This window comes from Actinomadura sp. WMMB 499 (assembly GCF_008824145.1).
Lineage (GTDB): Bacteria > Actinomycetota > Actinomycetes > Streptosporangiales > Streptosporangiaceae > Spirillospora.
Window position 1 is genome coordinate 599,908 of record NZ_CP044407.1, and the last position, 21,278, is coordinate 621,185.

Annotated in this window: 2 protein-coding genes; both read right to left on the reverse strand. The window is 77.2% G+C overall.

The window, feature by feature from the left end:
• Positions 1-71: 71 nt before the first annotated feature.
• On the reverse strand, positions 72-9,533 hold the full coding sequence (locus F7P10_RS43820) for a type I polyketide synthase (protein WP_151007935.1): 9,462 nt from the start codon (positions 9,531-9,533) through the stop codon (positions 72-74).
• The gene (locus tag F7P10_RS02750) at positions 9,526-21,273 is read right to left on the reverse strand and encodes a type I polyketide synthase (RefSeq protein ID WP_151007936.1); all 11,748 of its coding nucleotides are present in this window, start codon (positions 21,271-21,273) and stop codon (positions 9,526-9,528) included. The genes F7P10_RS43820 and F7P10_RS02750 overlap by 8 nt, the downstream gene beginning before the upstream one ends.
• Positions 21,274-21,278 lie beyond the last annotated feature (5 nt).

Here is a 21,278-nt window from a genome sequence, read left to right on the forward strand (position 1 = left end):
GCAAGCTCATCGCCGCCCTCCGCGGGCCGATTCCGGTGGGCCCGCCGTCCGGGAGGGACGGCGGGGCCGCCTCAGATCGGCCCCAGCTCCTTGTCGATCAGTTCGAACATCTCGGTCGCCGTCGCGTCGTCGATGTCGGACGCCGCGCCCGGTTCCCCCGGCGCGTCCGGTGCGGCGTCCGGGTCGGTCAGCCGCCAGAGCAGCGCCCGCAACCGCGCGCCGACCTCGTCCCGGACGGCGTCGCCGGGCGCGAGGCCCGCGCACGCGTCCTCCAGCGCGCGCAGCCCGTCCAGGGCGGGGGACTCCGCGGCGCCGTCCGGGGACAGCCGCGCCGCCAGGTGGGCGGCCAGGGCGTCGGCGCTCGGATGGTCGAACACCAGCGTCGCCGGAAGGCGGAGGCCGGTGGCGGCGCCGAGCCGGTTGCGCAGCTCCACGGCGGTGATCGAGTCCAGGCCCATCTCGCGGAACGCCCGGTCCCGCTCGACGGCGCCGGGCGCGCCGTGGCCGAGGACGGCCGCGGCGTGCTCGCGCACCAGGTCCACCAGCAGGCGCCCGCGGCCGGTCTCGTCCAGGTCGGCGAGCCGGGCGCGCAGAGCGGTCGCTGCCTCGTCGGAGGTGTCGTCGGCCCGCCGGTCGGCGGCTTCGCGGGCCTCGGGGATCTCGTCGGCGAGCCGGGTGGGGCGCGCGGCGGAGAACAGCGGCAGGAAGGCCGCCCAGTCCACGTCGGCGACGGCCGCGAACGTCTCGTCCCGGTCCAGGGTCCGGCCGAGCGCGGCCAGGGCGAGGCCGGGATCGAGCAGCGGCAGCCCGTACCGGGTCGAGCGTTCCTCGACGATCGCGCGCTCGGCGGGGTCGTCGAAGACGTCCCACACGCCCCAGGCGATGGACGTCGCGGGCAGGCCGCGGGCGCGCCGCCACTGCGCGAGGGCGTCCAGGTGGGCGTTGGCGGCCGCGTACGCGCCGTGGTCGCCGCTGCCCCAGACACCGGCGATCGAGGAGAAGAACACCAGTGCGTCCAGGGGCTCCCCGGCCTCGTCGAAGACCTCGGCGAGGGCACGGGCGCCGTCGACCTTCGCGGCGACCGCCGCCGCGTACTCGGGCAGCCCCGTGTCCGCGACGCCGGCCAGCTCGCCGGTGGCGGCGGTGTGCAGCACCGTCCGGACCGGCGTGCCGGCGGCGGCGAGCGTGTGAGCGAGGGCGCGCAGCGCGGCACGATCGGTGAGATCGCACCGGGTCAGCGTGATCCGCGCGCCCTCCTCGGCCAGTTCCTCCGCCAGGGCCCGGACACCGGGCGCCGCGTCGCCGGAGTGGGTCAGCACCAGGTGCCGGGCGCCGCGCGCGACCAGCCAGCGGGCGATGCGCCCGTCGGCGGGACCGCCCCCGCCGGTGACGAGGGTGGCGTCACGCGGCCGCCACGAGCGGACGGGCGCGGGCGCGGCGGCGCGCACCAGTCGGCGGACCAGCGGGCCGGACGCGCGGACGGCGACCTGGTCCTCGCCGTCGGTGCGGGCCAGCGCCGCGCACAGGTGCCGGGCCTCGTCCGCGCCGCCGCAGGCCGGCAGGTCCACCAGACCGCCCCACAGCCGGGGATGCTCCAGCGCCACGACCCGGCCGAGGCCCCACAGTTGCGCCTGCGCCGGATCGTCCACCGGATCGCCGGCGCCGGTGGCGACGGCCCCCCGGGTCACGCACCACAGCGGCACGCGGGTGTCGGCGCCGATGAGGGCGCGCAGCACCGCGAGCGTGTCCGCGACGCCGCGCGGCACCGCCGGATGGCCGGGGTGCGGGCCCGCGTCGGCCGCCAGCAGCGACAGCACGCCCGCGAACGGCCCGTCGGCCGGCACGGCGTGCAGCGGCGCGGCCGGGGACGTCCCGTCGTCGGCGCGCAGGTCACCGGCGCGCACCCGGACGGCGTCCAGCCCCGCCTCCGCCAGCGCGCCCGCCAGCGGGTCCGCCCAGGTGCCGGTGTCGTCGGGCAGCACCACCAGCCACGTGCCGGCCGGGGCCGGACCCGCGCCGGGTCCGGCGGCGGGCCAGGCGACGTCGTACCGCCAGGCCCCGGCCGCCGCGCGTTCCCGCCGGGTCCGGTGCCAGCCGGACAGCGCCGGCAGAACCTCGCCGACGACCGTCTCGTCGAGCCCGAGTTCGCCGGCGAGTTCCGCCGCGTCGCCCCGTTCGACGGCCGTCCAGAACCGTGCCCGGCCGGGGTCGGTCTCCTCGCCGCCGGCGGGACCCGCGGTGGAGTCGAGCCAGTAGCGGCGACGCTGGAAGGCGTAGGTCGGCAGGGCGGCCCGGCGTCCGGATCCCAGGATCGCGGGCCAGTCCACCGCCACGCCTTGGACGGAGGCCTCCCCCGCCGAGCGGAGCAGGCGGTCCGCGCCGCCCTCGCCCCGGCGTAGCGAGCCGATCGCGGCGACGCGGACCGCCTGCCCGTCCGCGATCTCCGTCACGTTCGGGATCAGGAGGGGGTGGGGACCGCACTCGACGAACGCCCGGTGCCCGGCCGCCAGCGACACGTCCACGGCCCCCGCGAAGTCCACCGGGCGACGCGCGTTGTCGAACCAGTACTGCGCGCCGAGCGCGGACGTGTCCAGGAAGCCGCCGGTGACCGTCGAGCAGAACGGCACCCGTGCCGGGCGTGGCGTGACGGGCGCGAGCAGGTCCAGCAGTTCCTCGCGCAGCGGATCGACCTGCGGGCCGTGCGAGGCGACCGTGAGCGGCACCACCCGGGCGCGGACGTCCTGCCTCGCGCACTCCTGGACGAGTTCGCCGAGCAGGTCGGCGGGGCCCGCCACCATCACGGCGGACGGCCCGTTGACGCCCGCGAGGGCCAGTTCGCCCTTCCAGCGGCCGAGCAGGCCGCGCACCCGGCCGGCGCCCGCGCCGACGGCCGCGACGGCGCCGCGTCCGGCGAGGTCGCGGGCGAACAGCCGCGACCGCAGGACGACGACGCGCAACGCGTCGTCCAGGGACAGCGCGCCCGCGACATGGGCCGCCGCGACCTCGCCCTGCGAGTGGCCGATGACGGCGCCGGGCTCCACGCCCCAGGACCGCCACACGCGCGCCAGACCGGTCATCACCGCGAACAGGACCGGTTGCAGGTGGTCGATGCGGCCGAGTGCCTCCGCGTCCGCCCCGTCCAGTACCTCCCGCAGCGACCAGTCCACGTAATGGCCGAGTGCCTGCTCGCACTCGTCGATCCAGTCGGCGAACACCGGGAACTCCGCCATGAGCCCGCGTCCCATGCCCGCCCACTGCGCTCCCTGACCGGGGAAGACGAACACGGGCCGTTCGCCGGCGGCCGGGCTTCCCGTCACGACGTTCGCCGACGGCGTGCCGGCGGCGAGGGCGGCCAGTCCGGCGCGCAGCTCCGCCGGATCGGCCCCGACGACGACGGCCCGGTGCGCGAGCGAGGCGCGCGTCGTGGCCAGGGCGCGGGCCACCGTGCCGGCCGGTTCGGCGCCGTCGGCGGTCCAGGCGTGGAGCCGGGCGGCCTGGTCCCGCAGCGCCGTCTCCGTCGCGCCGGACAGCACCCAGGGGATCGGTCCGCCGGGTTCGGGTTCGGGGTCGGGTTGGGGTTCGGGGTCGGGGGCCTGTTCGAGGATGAGGTGGGCGTTGGTGCCGCTGATGCCGAAGGAGGACACCCCGGCCCGGCGCGGACGTCCGGTGTCGGGCCACCGCACGGGCCCGGTGAGCACCCGGACGGTGCCGGCGGACCAGTCGACGTGCGGCGAGGGCTCGTCGGCGTGCAGGGTCGGGGGCATGACGCCGTGCCGGAGGGCCTGCACGGTCTTGATGACGCCGGCGATCCCGGCCGCCGCGGCGGGGTGGCCGATGTTGGACTTGACGGACCCGATCCAGAGCGGGGCGTGGGCGGGCCGGTCGCGTCCGTAGACGGCGTGCAGGGCCTGCGCCTCGATGGGGTCGCCGAGGGGGGTGCCGGTGCCGTGGGTTTCGATGGTGTCGATGTCGGTGGGGGTGAGGTGGGCGTTGGTGAGGGCTTGGTGGATGACGCGTTGTTGTGCGGGTCCGTTGGGTGCGGAGAGTCCGTTGCTGGCGCCGTCCTGGTTGGTGGCGGTGGAGCGGAGGAGGGCGAGGACGGGGTGGTGGTGGCGCCGGGCGTGGCTGAGGCGTTCGATGAGGACGAGTCCGGCGCCTTCGGCCAGGCCGATGCCGTCGGCTCCGGCCCCGAACGCCTTGCACCGCCCGTCCGGTGACAGCACCCGCTGCCTGCTGAAGCCCACGAACGGGTCGGGACTGGTCAGGATGCCGACGCCGCCCGCGACGGCGAGGGTGCATTCGCCGTCGCGGACGGCCCGCGCCGCCAGGTGCAGCGCGACCAGCGACGAGGAGCAGGCGGTGTCGACGGTGACCGCCGGGCCCTCCAGCCCGAACGTGTAGGCCACCCGGCCCGACACCACGCTCGCGTTCGAGCCCGTCAGCAGGTGCCCCTCCAGGTCTTCGGGCACCCGCTGGATGCCTCCGCCGTACTGGGGAAGGTTGCACCCCACGAACGTTCCCGTGGGCGAACCGCGGAGCGCACCGGGATCGATCCCCGCGCGTTCGAACAACTCCCACGCGGTCTCCAGCAGGACGCGCTGCTGCGGGTCCATCGCCAGCGCCTCGCGCGGTGAGATCCCGAACGGTTCGGCGTCGAAGTCCGCCGCGTCGTAGAGGAACCCGCCCCGCCGGGTGTAGGTGCTGCGCGGCCGGTCCGGGTCGGGGTCGAAGAGGCCGTCCAGGTCCCAGCCCCGGTCGGCCGGGAAGTCACCGATCGCGTCGGTGCCCGACAGCACCAGCTCCCACAGATCCTCCGGCGACCGCACCCCGCCCGGGAACCGGCACGCCATCCCGACGATGACCAGCGGGTCGTCGTCCGCACGGACCGCCGGAGCGGCGGGAGCGGCCGGGGCCGCGCCCGCGCCGGTCAGCTCGGCGGCCAGCAGCCGCGCGACCGCCGCCACGGTCGGATGGTCGAAGACGAGCGTGGCCGGGAGCGGCAGCCCGGTCGCGCGGATGAGGCGGTTGCGCAGTTCCACCGCCGTCAGCGAGTCGAACCCGATCTCGTTGAACGCGCGCTCCGGCTCGACCGCCTCCGCCGACCCGTGTCCCAGCACGCCCGCGACGTCCGCGCGGACCAGTTCGACCAGCGCCCGGTCGCGTTCGGCGGCGGGCAGCCCGGCGAACCGCTCCCGCCAGGCCGCCGCGACCCGCTCGTCGGCGCCCGCGGCACCGGCGGAGCCCGGCCCGGACGGCGCGATCTCGGCGAACAGGCGGCTGGGCCGCGCGACGGTGAACATCGGCAGGAACCGGTCCCAGTCGACGTCCGCGACGACCGGCGCGGCATCGCCCCGGTCCAGCACCCGCCACAGCGCCGCGAACGCCGGCGCCGGGTCGAGCGGCACGAGGCCCTGCCGGTGCGCCCGGTCGGTCAGCTCCCGCCGCCGGTCGGCGTCCTCCTCGCCGAGCGCCGCCCAGATGCCCCACGCCACCGACGTCACCGGCCGCCCCTCGGCGCGGCGGCGTTCGGCGAGCGCGTCGAGATACGCGTTCGCCGCCGCGTAGGCGCCGTGGTCGCCGCTCCCCCAGACGGCCGTGATCGAGGAGAACAGGACGAAGGAGTCGAGATCCCGGCCGGCGAAGACGTCGTCCAGGACGCGTGCTCCGCCGACCTTGGCGGCCAGCGCCGACGCGAGATCCGCCGGGTTCAGGCGCGCGAGCGGCGCCAGGTCGCCGACGACGGCGGCGTGCACCACCGACCGGATCGGAGCGCCTTCCCGTTCGCACCGCAGCGCGAGTTCCTCCACCGCCGCCCGGTCGGTGACGTCGCAGGCCGCGAACGTCACCCGGGTGCCGAGCGCCGTCAGCTCCGCGGCGGCCTCGGCGGCGCCGGGCGCGTCCGCGCCCCGGCGGGACGCGAGCACCAGGTGCGCGGCACCGCGTCCGGCCATCGCCTTCGCCAGCGGCACGCCGAGCGCGCCCGTCCCGCCCGTGACGAGCGTGGTGCCCTCCGGCCGCCACGTCCGATCGGCGCGGGACCCGCCGGGACGGGCCCGGACGAGACGGCGCGCCGTGACCCCGGCGGACCGGACGGCGAGCTGGTCCTCCCCGTCCGCGTTGCCGAGGGCCTCCGCCAGCCGGGCCCGGACCCGCTCGTCCATGTCGCCGGGCAGGTCGATCAGGCCGCCCCAGTGCCGGGGGTGCTCCAGCGCGGCGACCCGGCCGAGTCCCCACAGCATCGCCTGCGCCGGATCCGGCGGCGCGTCCTGCGGATCGGTCCGCACCGCCGCGCGCGTCAGGCACCACAGCGGCACGCCCGCGGGCCCCTCGGTGTGCCACCGCACCAGCTCCAGCGTCGCGGCGAGCCCGGCGGGAACCGTGGGCGCCGTGGCGCCGTCCTCCTCCGTCAGCCCGAGCAGCGAGACGACCCCGGAGATCTCCAGTTCCGCGCGCAGCTCCCGTGCCCCTCGGGCGTCGGCCAGGTGCGCCTCGGCGCCCAGCCCCACCAGCGTCTCCGCCACCGGCGCCCCCAGCGGGTGCCCCTGCGGAGCCACGACGAGCCAGTGCCCGCTCAGCGTCCGCGCCGCCCCCGGACTCGGCCGCCACACCGTCTCGTACCGCCAGCCGTCCACCGACGGTCCCGTCACGGCCGATCCCGTCCCGCCGTCGACGCTGACCCAGTAGTGCCGGTGTTGGAAGGGATAGGTGGGGAGGTGGGCGGCGGTGTGGCCGGCGTGGGGCGGGGTGGGGGTGTAGGTGACGGGGTGGTGGGTGCGGGTGTGGAGGTGGGCGAGGTTGTGCAGGTGGGCGCGGAGGGTGTGGTGGTCGCGTTTGAGGGTGTGGTGGATGAGCGGCTCGCGCTCGTCGGAGTGGGTGGTGAGGGTGTGGGTGGTGAGGGTGTGGGTGGTGAGGGTGTGGGTGGTGAGGGTGTGGGTGGTGAGGGTGTGGGTGAGGTCGGTGGTGAGGATGGGGTGGGGACTGACCTCGATGTAGGTGGTGTGGGTCTCGCTGAGTGCGGTGACGGTGGGGTGGAGCTGGACGGTGTGGCGCAGGTTGGTGAACCAGTAGCCGGGGTCGGGGCGGGGGTTGCGTTCGCCGGTGGTGGTGGACACCCAGTCCAGCGTCGGGGTCCGGGGTGCCAGCCCCTCCAGGGCGGCGATCAGGTCGTCGTGCAGGGCGTCGATGGCGGGGTGGTGGGAGGGGTAGGCGACGGGGATGCGTTTGGCGCGGAACCCCTGCTCGTGGCAGCGGGCGATGAGTTCTTCCAGGGCGGCGTCGGGTCCGGACACGGTGGTGGAAGCCGGTCCGTTGACCGCCGCGACCGCCAGGCTCTCGGCACCCTCGGCACTGTCCAGGGGGATGTCGGCGGGGGGTGCGGCGATGTGGGCCATGCCGCCGGCGCCTTCGAGCCGGGTCAGCAGGGCCGAGCGCAGCGCGACGACCCGGGCGGCGTCGGGCAGGGTGAGTGCCCCGGCGATGTGCGCGGCGGCGATCTCGCCCTGCGAGTGCCCGATCACGGTGTCGGGCCGCACGCCGTGCGCCTGCCACAGCCGCGCCAGCGACACCATCACCGCGAACAGCAACGGCTGCACCACGTCCGTGCGCCCCCACACCGGACTGTCCTCCGGCTCCTCCAGCACCTGGGCCGGCGACCAGTCCACATGCTCGGCCAGCGCCTCACCGCACGCGCGCATCGCCGCGGCGAACACCGGCGACTCGTCCATCAGGACCCGGCCCATTCCCGCCCACTGCGAACCCTGACCCGGGAACACGAACACCGTCTTCCCCGCCGGCCCGCGCGGTGTCCGGCCCGTCACCACCCGCGCCTCCTCGCTCCCGGCGGCGAGGGCCTCCAGCGCCTGCGCCATCTCGGCGGCGTCGGCGCCCAGAACGACGGCACGGTCCTCGAACAACGACCGCCCCGACCGCAACGCCTCCGCGACCCGCGCCACGAACCCCGGCTCGTCGGCACCGTCGGCGGCACGCGACCACGCCGCCAGCCGCCGCGCCTGCTCACGCAACGCGCCCTCGCCACGGCCCGACAGCACCCAGGCCGCCTCGCCCACCACCGGCGGCGGCTTCTGCTCGGCGGGCGGGGCGTCGGGGGCCTGTTCCAGGATGAGATGGGCGTTGGTGCCGCTGATCCCGAACGAGGACACCGCCGCCCGGCGCGGCCGATCCACCGTGGGCCACTCCCGCGCCTGCGTCAGCAACCGGACCGCACCCGACGACCAGTCCACCTCCCGCGACGGCTCCTCCACATGCAACGTCGGCGGCAGTTCCGGCCGCTGGAAGGCGACCAGCATCTTGATCACGCCGGCGATCCCCGCCGCGGCGGCGGTATGGCCGATGTTGGATTTGACCGACCCCAGCCACAGCGGACGATCCTGCGGACGGTCCTGCCCGTACGTCGCCAGCAGCGCCTGCGCCTCGATCGGATCGCCCAGCGACGTCCCCGTCCCGTGCGCCTCCACCACGTCCACGTCCGCACCCGACAACCGCGCGTCGGCCAGCGCCCGCCGGATCACCCGCTGCTGCGACGGCCCGTTCGGCGCCGACAGACCGCTGCTGGCGCCGTCCTGGTTCATCGCCGAACCGCGGATCACCCCCCAGATCCGCCGCCCGTTGCGCACCGCGTCCGACAGCCGCTCCAGCACCACCACCCCGGCGCCCTCGCCCCAGATGGTGCCGTCGGCGTCGGCGGCGAACGCCTTGCAGCGGCCGTCCGGCGCGAGACCGTTCTGCCGGCTGAACTCGACGAAGAGCCACGGCGTCGTGAGCACGGTGACCCCGCCGGCGAGGGCCAGGGAACACTCCCCGGTGCGCAGCTCCCGGCAGGCCAGATGGATCGCCACCAGCGATGACGAGCACGCCGTGTCCAGCGTCACCGCCGGCCCCTCCAGACCCAGCGTGTACGACACCCGCCCCGACACCACGCTGCCGACGTTGCCGGTGAGCGAGTAGCCCTCGACCTCCGCGGGGACCTGGTGGATCCCGCCGAGGTATCCGGGGTTGCCCGCGCCGGCGAACACGCCGGTCCGGGAGCCGCGCAGCGACCTCGGGTCCAGGCCGGTGCGTTCCAGCGCCTCCCAGGCGACCTCCAGGAACATCCGCTGCTGCGGGTCCATCGCGAGCGCCTCACGCGGCGAGATCCCGAAGAACTCCGCGTCGAAGCCCGCCGCGCCGTGCACGAAGCCGCCGCGGTCGACGTAGCTGGTCCCGGGACGTCCCCGGTCCGGGTCGTGCACGGCGGCGACGTTCCAGCCGCGGTCCACGGGGAACCCGGTGATCGCGTCGCCGCCCGCCTCGACGAGGTCCCCCAGGTCTTCGGGGGACGCGACGTCACCGGGATAGCGGCAGGCGACCCCCACGACGGCGATCGGCTCGCTCGCACGGTTCTCCGCGTCGTCGAGGCGGCGGCGGGTGTGCCGCAGTTCGGCCGTGACGCGCCTCAGGTAATCGCGCAGCCTGTCGTCGCCGCCGTTCGTGCTGTCTCCTTCACCGGCGCGCCGGTCGGTGTCGCGGTCAGTCACGTCCCAGCTCCCGGTCGATCAGGGCGAACATCTCGTCGTCGGTCCCGGCGTCGAACTCGGCGTCGAACTCGTCGCTCGCGGCGGCGTCCGCCGAGGCCGTGCCCTCCAGCTCCCGGGCCAGCGCGCGCAGGCGCCCGGCGATGTCGCGGCCGAGTCCGGCGTCGGAGGGCGCGTCGCGGAGCACCGCTTCGAGCGCGCCGAGTTCGCGTTCCCCCGGCGGCCCGGCCGCGGCCCGCCCGCCGGGCGCCAGCCGCGTCGCGAGGTAGGCGGCCACGGCGGCGGGGCTGGGCTGGTCGAACAGCAGCGTGGCGGGAAGGTCGAGGCCGCTGACCCGCGCCAGCGTGTTGCGGAACTCGACGGCGGTGAGGGAGTCGAATCCGAGGTCGAGGAAGCCGCGCTCGGCGTCGATCGCGGCCGGGGTCGCGTGCCCGAGCACGGTCGCCGCGTGGGTGCGGACCAGGTCGAGCAGCCGGTCGGTGCGGTGGGCCGCGGGAAGTGCGGCGAGCGCGTCGCGCAGCGCGCCGTCCGCCGGGGCCGCGCCGGCCGCGCGGCGGGACGGGCCCCGGACCAGCCCGCCCAGCCGTGCCGGGAGGGTACCGTCCGCCGCGGCGGCGCGCAGGGCCGCGCGGTCGAGCGCCGCCGCGATCCGCACCGGGTCGGGGCCGGCCATGGCGTCGTCGAGGAGGGTGAGCGCGTGCCCGGTCGGCAGCGGCCGCAGCCCGGTGCGGGACAGGCGGGCGCGCGCGGCGGCGTCGAGGTCGCCGGTCATGTCGCTGGCCTCCTCCCACACGCCCCAGGCGAGGGAGACGGCGGGGACGCCGTCGGCGCGGCGGGCCCGTGCCCAGCCGTCGGCGAACGCGTTGGCGGCGGCGTAGCCGGCCTGCCCGGCCGAGCCCAGGACTCCGGCGACGGAGGAGAACACGACGAAGGCCGACAGGTCGAGGTGCCGGGTCGCCTCGTCCAGGACGAGCGTCCCATCGACCTTGGGGCGCAGGACCCGGCCGAGCCGGTCCGGGGTGAGCGCGTCGGCGAGCCCGTCGTCGACGACCCCGGCGGTGTGCACCACGGCGGTGAGGGAGTGCTCGGCCGGGACGGCGGCGAGCAGCCGGGCGACGGCGTCGCGGTCCGCGACGTCGCAGGCGGCGAGGACGACGTCGGCGCCGAGGCCGGTCAGTTCCGCGGCGAGTGCGGCGGCCCGCGGGGCGTCGGCGCCGCGCCGGCCCGCCAGCACCAGACGCCGGACGCCGTGCCGGGTGACCAGGTGGCGGGCGACCAGGCCGCCGAGGGTGCCGGTGGCGCCGGTGACCAGGACGGTGCCGCCCGGGTCGCGGTCCGCCGGAACGGTCAGCACGATCTTCCCGACGTGCCGGGCGCGGCTCATCAGGCGGAACGCCTCGGGGGCGCGGCGCAGGTCGAAGGCGCGCACCGGGAGCGGTGCCAGGTCGCCGCGTCCGAGGTCCGCGGCGACCTCGGTGAGCAGCGCGCCGAGGCGGGCGGGGCCGAGGTCGGCGAGATCGAACGGCAGGTAGGCGGCGCCGGGGTTGCGGGCGGCGACGTCGTCGGCGGCCCGCACGTCGGTCTTGCCCATCTCAACGAACCGGCCGCCGGGAGCCAGCAGCCGCAGTGAGGCGTCCACGAACTCGCGGGCGAGCGAGTTCAGCACGACGTCCACGCCGCGGCCGCCGGTCGCGGCGCGGAACCGCTCCTCGAAGCCGAGGTCGCGGGAGGAGGCGATGTGCGCCTCGTCCAGGCCCATCTCCCGCAGCACGTGGTGCTTGCCCGGGGACGCGGTCGCGTAGACCTCGACGCCGACCGCACGCGCCACCTGGACCGCGGCCATGCCGACGCCACCGGTGGCGGCGTGGATCAGGACGGTCTCCCCCGGCCGCAACCGGGCCAGGCCGATGAGCCCGCGCCGGGCGGTGACGAAGGCGGCGGGCACGGCGGCGGCGGCGGTGAAGGACCAGCCGGACGGCACCGCGACGACCGTGCGGTGGTCGGTCACGGCGACCGGGCCGAACGCGTCGTCGATCAGGCCCATCACCCGGTCCCCGGGCCGCACCCCGGACACGCCGGGCCCGACCTCGGTGACGATCCCGGCCGCCTCCGTGCCCATGGACCCGGCGCCCGGATACATGCCGAGAGCGATGAGGACATCGCGGAAGTTGAGCCCGGCGGCGCGGACGGCCACCCGGATCCGGCCCGGACCGAGGGGCGCGGCGGCCTCGGGCGCGGGCTCGGCGGCGAGTCCGTCGAGGGCGCCGCCGCCGGGCCGCAACCGCCACGGTCCCGGTGGTGGCACCAGGGCGCCGTCGAGCGGCGCGAGACGGGCGGCCAGCGCGGCACCGTCGCGGACGGCGATCTCGGGTTCGCCCGCGCGCACCGCCGCCGCGGCCGCCTCCGCCAGCGCGGCGCGGGACTCCGCGGCGCCGTCGGTGTCCAGGAGCAGGAACCGTCCGGGCCGCTCGGCCTGCACGGCGCGGAGCAGGCCGCAGCGGGCGCCCTCGGCCGGGTCGCCGGGGCCCGGGTCGTCGCCGGTGACGACGCCGCCGGCGGTGACGACCACGAGGCGGGAACCGGGGGGCACCCGCGCGTCGTCCGTCCAGGGCCGGACGGCGTCCAGGGTGGCCTGCACGCCCGACCGGACCGCCGCCGCGGATCCGCCGTGTGCGGGCGGTGCCGGGAGGAAGACGAGGTCGGGAACGGAACCGGCGTCCAGCAGGGACGGCACGTCGGGATGGACGGGGGTGGCGGCGGGCAGGCCGAGAGCGGCGGGCGCCGCGCCGACCACGGCGCAGGGGGCCGGGGCGGCGCCGTTCAGCGGGGTGACCGGCCCGAGGGGGGCCCAGGCGGTCGTGTGCGCGGCGGGCGCGGTGTGCGTCCGGGCGAGGGCGTCGGCGGGCACCGGGCGCAGCGCCACCGAGGAGATGGACAGGACGGGCGCGCCCGTCGCGTCGTGGGCGATGACGGCGAGGGCGCCGGACGCGGCGCGCTCCACCCGGACGCGCAGCGCCGTCGCGCCGGCGGCGTGCAGCGCGAGGCCGTCCAGCGCGAACGGCAGCCGGAGCGGTGCGTCCGGGCCGTCCAGCAGCAGCCCGGCCTGGAGCGCGGCGTCCAGCAGGGCGGGATGGACGCCGAACCGTGCGGCCCGGTCGTGCTCGCCGGGCGGCAGTGCGACGTCGGCGAAGACCGTGCCGCCGTCCCGCCACGCCCGGACGAGCCCGCGGAAGGCCGGTCCGTAGTCGATGCCGCGTGCGGCCAGGTCGTCGTACAGCCCGTCGAGGTCGACCGGCCGCGCGCCGGGCGGCGGCCACGCGGCGGACGCGGCGGGACGGTCGCCGGCCGCGGCGCCGGAGGCGAGCACCGCGTCGGCGTACCGGACCCACGGGACGTCCGCAGCCGCGCCGTCCGGGCGTGCGTGCACGCGCACCCGCCGCCGTCCCGTCTCCTCGGGCGGGCCGACCCGCACCTGGACGACGACGCCCGCGCCGTCGGGGACGACCAGCGGTGCCTCCAGGATCAGCTCGGCGACCCGGTCGAGGCCCGCCTCGTCGCCCGCCCGGACGGCCAGTTCGGCGAGCGCGGCGGCGGGCAGGATCGTCGCCGCGCCGATCCGGTGGTCCGCCAGCCACGGATGGGTCGCCGGGGACAGCCGTCCGGTGAGCAGGATCTCCGCGCCGCCGGCCAGCTCCACGGACGCCGCGACGAGGGGGTGCCCGGCATCGGTGAGGCCGAGGCCGGCCGCGTCGGCGGTGGCACGGCCGGACGTCAGCCAGTGGCGGTCCCGCCGGAACGGGTAGGTGGGCAGCTCGGGGAGGGGGCCGGGCGCGGCGCCGAGGACCCCGGCCCAGCCGACGTCCGCGCCCCGCTCGAAGATCCGCGCGCGGGCGGCGCGCAGGGCGTCCGCCTCGTCCCGGTCGCGGCGCAGCGTCGCGGCCGCGACCGTGGGGCCGCACTCGGCGGCCGCCGCGGCGAGCCCGCCGCCCGGTCCGGCCTCGACGAAGAACCGGCCGCCCGCCGTGACCGCCGCGTGCAGGGCGTCCAGGAAGCGGACGGGCGCGCGGACGTGCTCGGCCCAGCAGGACGGCGAGGTCAGCTCGGCCTCGGTGGCGGCACGTCCGGTCCGGTCGGAGATGATCGGGATGCGGGGCGGATGCCAGGTGAGGCGCTCGGCGACACCGCGGAACTCCTCCAGCATGGGGTCCATGTGCGGCGAGTGGAAGGCGTGGCTGACACGCAGGCGACGGGTCTTGCGACCCTGCTCGGCGAACCGCCCGGCCAGCCGTGCCACCGCGTGCTCGTCGCCGGACACGACGGTGGCGTCCGGGCCGTTCACCGCCGCGATCACCACGCCGCCGGTGAGGTGGGGGATGACCTCGTCCTCGGCCGCCTGAAGGGCGGCCATCGCCCCTCCGGCCGGGAGCGCCTGCATCAGGTCGCCGCGCGCGGCGACGAGTTCGGCCGCGTCGCCCGCCGACAGCACGCCGGCGGCGTGCGCGGCGGCGAGGGCGCCGACGGAGTGCCCGGCGAGCAGGCCCGGGCGCAGGCCCCACGCGGTGAGGGTCCGGAACAGCGCGATCTCCACGGCGAAGAGCGCGGGCTGGGTCCAGCGCGTCTCGTGCAGGACGTCCGCGCCGGCCTCGCCGAACACCACCGCGCGCAGTGAACCGCCGAGCAGCGGGTCGAAGTGGCCGCACATCTCGTCGAAGGCGGCGGCGAACTCGGGGACCTCGCCGTACAGTCCACGGCCCATGCCGGGGTACTGGGCGCCCTGCCCGGAGAAGAGGAACACGGTCTCGCCGGGACGGGCCGGCTCGGTCCCGGGCGGGGGCCCGTCCGCCAGCGCCGAGAGCAGCGCGACGGCGTCGGCGCGGTCACGGGCGTCCACGACGGCGCGGTACGGGTGCAGGGCGCGGGTGCCGATGAGGGCCCGGCCGACGCCCGCAAGGTCCGGATCGGGACCGGCCGCGACGAACCGCGCCAGCCGTCCCGCCTGGTCGGCGAGCGCGTCCGGGGCCCGCGCCGACAGGACGAGCGGAACGCGGCCGGGGGCGGCGCCGGACGGGAGGGGCCCGGGTTCCGTGCCGGGCGGCTCCTCCAGGATGAGGTGCGCGTTGGTGCCGCTCGCGCCGAAGGACGACACCCCGGCGCGGCGCGGCCGGTCGCCCGGCGGCCACGGCACCGGCTCGGTCAGCAGCCGCACCCCGCCGGCGGACCAGTCCACGTGCGGGGTCGGCGCGTCGACGTGCAGGGTCCGGGGCAGCGTCGCGTGCCGCATCGACTGCACCATCTTGATGATCCCGGCCATGCCGGCGGCGGCCTGGGCGTGGCCGAGGTTGGACTTCACCGACCCCAGCCACAGCGGCCGGTCGGCCGGCCGGTCCGGGCCGTAGGCCGCGAGCAGCGCCTCGGCCTCGATGGGGTCCCCGAGCGTGGTGCCGGTGCCGTGCGCCTCGACCGCGTCCACGTCTCCGGGGGCGAGCCCGGCGGCGCCGAGCGCCTGGGCGATGACGCGGCGCTGCGCGGCGCCGTTGGGGGCGGTGAGGCCGTTGCTGGCACCGTCCTGGTTGACCGCGGAACCGCGGACGACGGCGAGGACGCGGTGGCCCAGGCGTTCGGCGTCCGACAGCCGCTCCAGGACCAGGACCCCGGCGCCCTCGGACCACCCGGTCCCGTCGGCGGCGGCGGCGAACGGCTTGCACCGGCCATCGGGCGCCAGGCCGCGCTGGCGGCTGAACTCGGTGAACAGCACCGGGGTGGGCATCACGGTGACGCCGCCCGCCAGCGCGACGCCGCACTCGCCCGCCCGCAGCGCCTGCGCGGCGAGGTGCAGCGCGACGAGCGAGGACGAGCAGGCGGTGTCGACCGTCATCGCAGGCCCCTCCAGCCCCAGCGTGTACGCGATCCGGCCGGACACGACACTCGCGGAGGTGCCGCTGAGCAGGAAGCCCTCGGTCTCGTCCGGTGGCGTGCCACCGGCGTAGTCCTGGTGGATGGCGCCGGCGAAGACGCCGGTGTCGGTGCCGTGCAGTGAGCCGGGGTCGATGCCCGCGCGTTCCAGCGCCTCCCACACCACCTCCAGCAGCACCCGCTGCTGCGGGTCCATGACGGCGGCCTCACGCGGGGAGATGCCGAAGAACCCGGCGTCGAAGCACGCCGCGTCGTCGAGGAAGCCGCCGACCCGCACGTAGCTGCGTCCCGGCGCGTCCGGATCCGGGTCGTACAGGCCGGCGACGTCCCAGCCCCGGTCGGCGGGGAAGTCCGACAGGACCTCGCCGCCGGACGCCACCAGCTCCCACAGCGCCTCGGGCGAGGCGGTCCCGCCCGGGAAGCGGCAGGCCATGCCGACGATCGCGATCGGCTCGCCCGGTGCGGGCGACGGCCGCGCTGCGCCCGCCCGCCCGTCGCGGGCCGCGCCCGCGCCGTCCCCGCCGAGCAGGACGGTGAGGGCGCCCGCGACGGCGACGGGCGTGGGGTGGTCGAAGACGAGGGTCACGGGCAACCGGAGCCCGGTCGCGGCGGCGAGCCGGTTGCGCAGCTCGACCCCGGTCATCGAGTCGAACCCGACGTCCTTGAAGGCACGGCCCGGATCGACGTCGTCGGGCGAGGCGTGCCCGAGGACTCCGGCGGTGTGGGCCCGCACCAGGGCGAGGAGCGCGCGTTCCCGGTCCTCGCCGGGCAGCGCCGCCGGCCGCGCGGCGTCGTCGTCCGCGCCGCCGTCCGCGCCGCCCGCCGACCTGCGGCGGGACGGGGCCGGCGCCGGGAGCAGGGCGCGCAGCGGAGCGGGCAGCGGCCCGAGCGCGGCCCGGTCGCGCAGGGCGGGCAGGTCGAAGCGGACGGGCGCCAGGACCGCGCGGTCGCTCGCCGGCGCGGCGTCCAGGAGAGCGAGCGCCGCCTCCGGTTCCAAGGCGGTGGTACCCGCGCCGGCCGGCGCGGCGCCCGGGAGGTGCCCGGTCATCCCGCTGCGGACCGCCCACGGGCCCCAGGCCAGCGACGTGGCGGGCAGGCCCGCGGCGCGGCGGCGGTGCGCCAGGGCGTCCAGTGCGGCGTTGGCGGCGGCGTAGTTGCCCTGGCCGGGGTTGCCGAGCATTCCGGCGGCCGAGGAGAACAGCACGAAACGGGTGACCGGGAGGTCCGCGGTGAGGTCGTGCAGGTGGAGCGCGGCGTCGAGCTTCCCGCGCAGCACGTCGTCCAGCCGTCCGGCGTCCAGCGACCCGATCGTCCCGTCCGCCAGCGTCCCGGCGGCGTGGACGACGGCCGTGAGCGGGTGGTCGCCGGGGACGGCGGCGAGCAGGTCCGCGACGGCGGCGCGATCCGCGACGTCGCAGGCCACGACGGTCGCGGTCGCGCCGAGGGCGGCCAGTTCGGTCACCAGCTCGGCGGCGCCCGGGGCGTCCGGCCCGCGACGGCCCGCCAGCAGCAGCGACCGGACACCGTGCGCGGTCGCCAGATGGCGGGCCACCGCCGCGCCGAGCGCGCCCGTCCCGCCGGTGACGAGCACCGTCCCGCCGGTGTCCCAGCCCGGCCCGTCCGGCGCGGCGGGCACGTCGGCGCGGGCGAGCCGGGGGACGAGCATCCGGTCGCCCCGGACGGCCGCCTGCGGTTCGTCGCCCCGCGCCACGGCCGCGCACGCCGCGCGCGCGGCCGGGCCCGGCTCGGCGGCGGGATCCAGGTCGATCAGCGCGAGCCGGCCCGGGTTCTCCGACTGCGCCGACCGGACCAGGCCCCAGACCGCCGCGGCGGCCGGTTCCGGAGACTCCCCGTCGAGCGATGCCGCGTTCCGGGTGACGACGGCGAGCGCCGCGTCCGCGAACGCGGCTCCCGTCGTGATCCACTCGCCCAGCACGGTCAGCGTGGCGTTCAGCGCCGTGCGTGCGGCGACCGCGGTGTCCGCGCCGCACGGCATGTCCGGGCAGTGGAGCACCAGGCCGGGCGCGGGAGTCCCCCGCCGTACGGTCTCCGCGAGCGCGGCCAGGTCGGCGTGCCGGTCGACCGGGACACCGCCCGCGCGCAGCGACGCCGCGAGCCCGTGCGTGTCGGCGCCGACGAGGGCGTAACGGGCGGGCGCCCCCGTCTCGTCCCGCCCGGCGGCCGGAGGAACCCAGTCCATGGCGTACAGGGCGTCGCCGGTACCGGGGGCGAACGCGTCCGCCGGGGCGGCGCGCGTGGCCAGGGAGCCGATCCGGCCGGCGACCGCGCCGTCGCGGGTGAACAGCTCCGCCGAGACCGCGCCACCGCCCGCCGGGCCGATGCGGACCCGCAGTTCGGTGGCGCCCTCGACGTCCAGCCGGACGTCCGCCCACGCGAACGGCAACCGCGGTCCCGCCTGCTCGCCGGAGGGGTCGCCCAGCTCCGCGACGGCGTGCAGCGCGGCGTCCAGCAGCGCGGGATGAAGGAGGTACCCGGCCGCCTCCTCGCGTCGCTCCTCCGGCAGGGCGACCTCGGCGAGAACGTCCTCGCCGTCCCGCCAGACCGCCCGCACGCCGCGGAACGCCGGACCGTACCCGTGGCCACGGCCGCTCAGCCGGGTGTAGAGGTCGTCGGCGGACGCGGCCCCGGCGGGCCGGGCCGGCGGGCGGGCGCCGGACGGCGGGTCGCCGGGCGGGCCGAGCGTGCCGGTGGCGTGCCGGGTCCAGGGCTCGTCGGCTCCGGCGGGTCTGGCGTGCACCGTCACGTGTCGCCGTCCCGCGCCGTCGGCGGCCGTGACCGCGACCTGAAGCTCGGCCCCGGCGTCGCCGCGCAGGACGAGCGGACGCTCCAGCACGAGTTCCTCGACGTGAGGGCATCCCGCCGTGTCGCCCGCCCGCACGGCCAGTTCCACGAACGCCGCGCCGGGCACGAGGACCGTGCCCTCGACCGTGTGGTCGGCCAGCCAGTCCGGCGACGACGCCGACATCCGCCCGGTGAGCACGGTCGCGTCGCCGTCCGCCCGCCGCAGCAGCGCGTCCAGCACCGGGTGCGCGACCCGCTCGACGCCCGCCGGAGCGGATCCGGCGAGCGGACGGCCGGCGGCCTCCAGCCAGTAGCGGCGCCGCTGGAAGGCGTAGGACGGCAGGTCGGCGCGGCGGCCCGGGCCGATCGGCACCGTCCAGTCCACCGCGACGCCGCCGCTGTACGCTTCCGCGGCCGAGCGCAGCAGGCGGTCCGCGGATCCCCGGTCGCGCCGCAGGGAACCGACCGCGACGATCTCGGTGCCCTGCCGCGCGGCGATCTCGGCGATGCCGGGGACGAGGATCGGGTGCGGGCTGCACTCGACGAACGCGCGATGGCCCTCGTCCAGCAGGGTGCCGACCGCCCCGGCGAAGTCCACCGGACGGCGCGCGTTGTCGAACCAGTACCCCGGCCCCAGAGCAGACGCGGACAGCACGCCGCCCGTCACCGTCGAGCAGAACGTCACCCGGCCCTCCACCGGCCCCACCGGTCCCAGCAGCTCCAGCAGCTCCTCCCGCAACGGATCGACCTGCGCGGTGTGCGAAGCCACCGTCCCCGCCACCACACGCGCACGGACCCCCCGCTCCCCGCACACCTCCACCAGCTCCCGCAGCACCCCTTCCGGGCCCGCCACCATCACCGCACCCGGACCGTTCACCCCCGCCACCGACAACGCCCCGCCCCACCGCGCCACCAGCTCCTCGGCTACGGCACGTCCGGTGGCCAGCGCGGCAACCGCTCCTCGCCCCACAAGCTCACGAGCGAACAGCCGCGACCGCAGCACCACGACCCGTACGGCGTGATCCAGGGACAGCGCACCCGCGACGTACGCCGCCGCGACCTCACCTTGCGAATGACCCACGACAGCACCGGGCACCACTCCCCAGCTCTCCCAGACACGGGCGATCCCGACCATCACCGCGAACAGCAACGGCTGCAGGACCTCGATGCGCGTCAGATCCTCCGCGCGGGCGCGCTCCAGCGCCTCCCGCAACGACCAGTCCACGTAACGCGACAACGCGCCCTCGCACTCGTCCACCCACGCCGCGAAGACGTCCGACGTCAGCAGATCGCGCCCCATGCCCGCCCACTGCGAGCCCTGCCCCGGGAACACCAGCACCGGACGCCCCGCACCCACCGCGCTCCCGGTGACGACCGTGGCGGCGGGCTCGCCCCCGGCGAGAGCGTCGAGCCCCGCGCGCAGGCTCGCCCGCTCCCCGCCGAGGACGACGGCGCGGTGGGAGAGCACGGCGCGGGACGTGGCGAGGGCCCGCGCCACGTCGGCCGGTCCGGCGTCCGGGTGGGCGTCGAGCCAGTCGCGCAGCCGCTCCGCCTGGGCGCGCAGCGCGGGAGCGCCGGCTCCCGACAGCGGCCACGGGAGCGTGCCCGTCCCGGGCTCGGCGCCCTTCGTGTCACCCTCCTCCGGAGGGGCCTGTTCGAGGATCAGGTGCGCGTTGGTCCCGCTGATCCCGAACGACGACACCCCCGCCCGGCGGGGCCGGCCCGCGTCCGGCCACTGCTGTGGCTCGGTGACGAGCCGGACGGTCCCGGCGGACCAGTCGATCTCCGCGCTCGGCTCGTCCGCGTGCAGCGTCGGCGGGAGGACGCCCGCGTCCAGCGCCCGCACCGTCTTGATGACGCCCGCGACGCCCGCGGCGGCCTGGGTGTGCCCGATGTTGGACTTCACCGACCCCAGCCACAACGGCCGCTCCGGCGACCGGTCACGCCCGTAGACCGCCATGAGCGCCTGGGCTTCGATGGGATCTCCGAGACGGGTGCCGGTGCCGTGCGCCTCGACCGCGTCCACGTCGTGCGGACCGAGACCCGCGTCGGCCAGGGCCTGCCGGATGACGCGCTGCTGGGCCGGCCCGTTGGGCGCCGTCAGCCCGTTGCTGGCGCCGTCCTGGTTGGCGGCCGAGCCGCGCATGACCGCCAGGACGCGGTGGCCGTTGCGCTGAGCGTCCGCCAGCCGCTCCAGCACAACCATCCCCACGCCCTCCGACCACCCCGCGCCGTCGGCCCCCGCCCCGAACGCCTTGCACCGGCCGTCCGGCGACAGCGCCCCCTGCCGGGTGAACTCCACGAACTCGCTCGGATTGGGCATGATCGTGACGCCGCCGGCCAGGGCCAGCGAGCACTCCCCCGACCGCAGCGCGCGCCCCGCCAGATGCATCGCCACCAACGACGACGAACACGCCGTGTCCACCGTCAGCGCCGGACCCTCCAGCCCCAGCGTGAACGCCACCCGGCCCGAGATGACACTGCCGATGTTGCCGACGAGGGCGTAGCCGCTCGCGTCGTCGGACGCCTGCTGCATCCCGACGAGATAGCCGAAGTTGCCGGCGCCCACGAAGACCCCGGTGGGGGTGCCGCGCAGCGACGACGGATCGATCCCCGCCCGCTCCAACGCCTCCCACGACGACTCCAGCACCAACCGCTGCTGCGGATCCATCGCCAACGCCTCACGCGGCGAAATCCCGAACAGACCCGCATCGAAATCACCCGCGTCGTACAGGAACCCGCCCTCGCGGGCGACGCTGCGCCCCGGGTGCTCCGGGTCGGGGTGCAGCAGCTCCCCCAGGTCCCAGCCCCGGTCGGTGGGGAACGCCGAGATCGCGTCGCGTCCGCCGAGGACCGTCGCCCACAGGCCGTCGGGATCGCGGACGTCGCCGGGGAGGCGGCACGCCATCCCGACGACGGCGATCGGATGGCGGTCGCGCCGTTCGGCGTCGGCCAGCCTGCGCCGGGTCTCGTGCAGGTCCGCGGCGACGCGCTTGAGGGTTTCCAGCAGCTTGTCATCGTCGGCCATCTGTG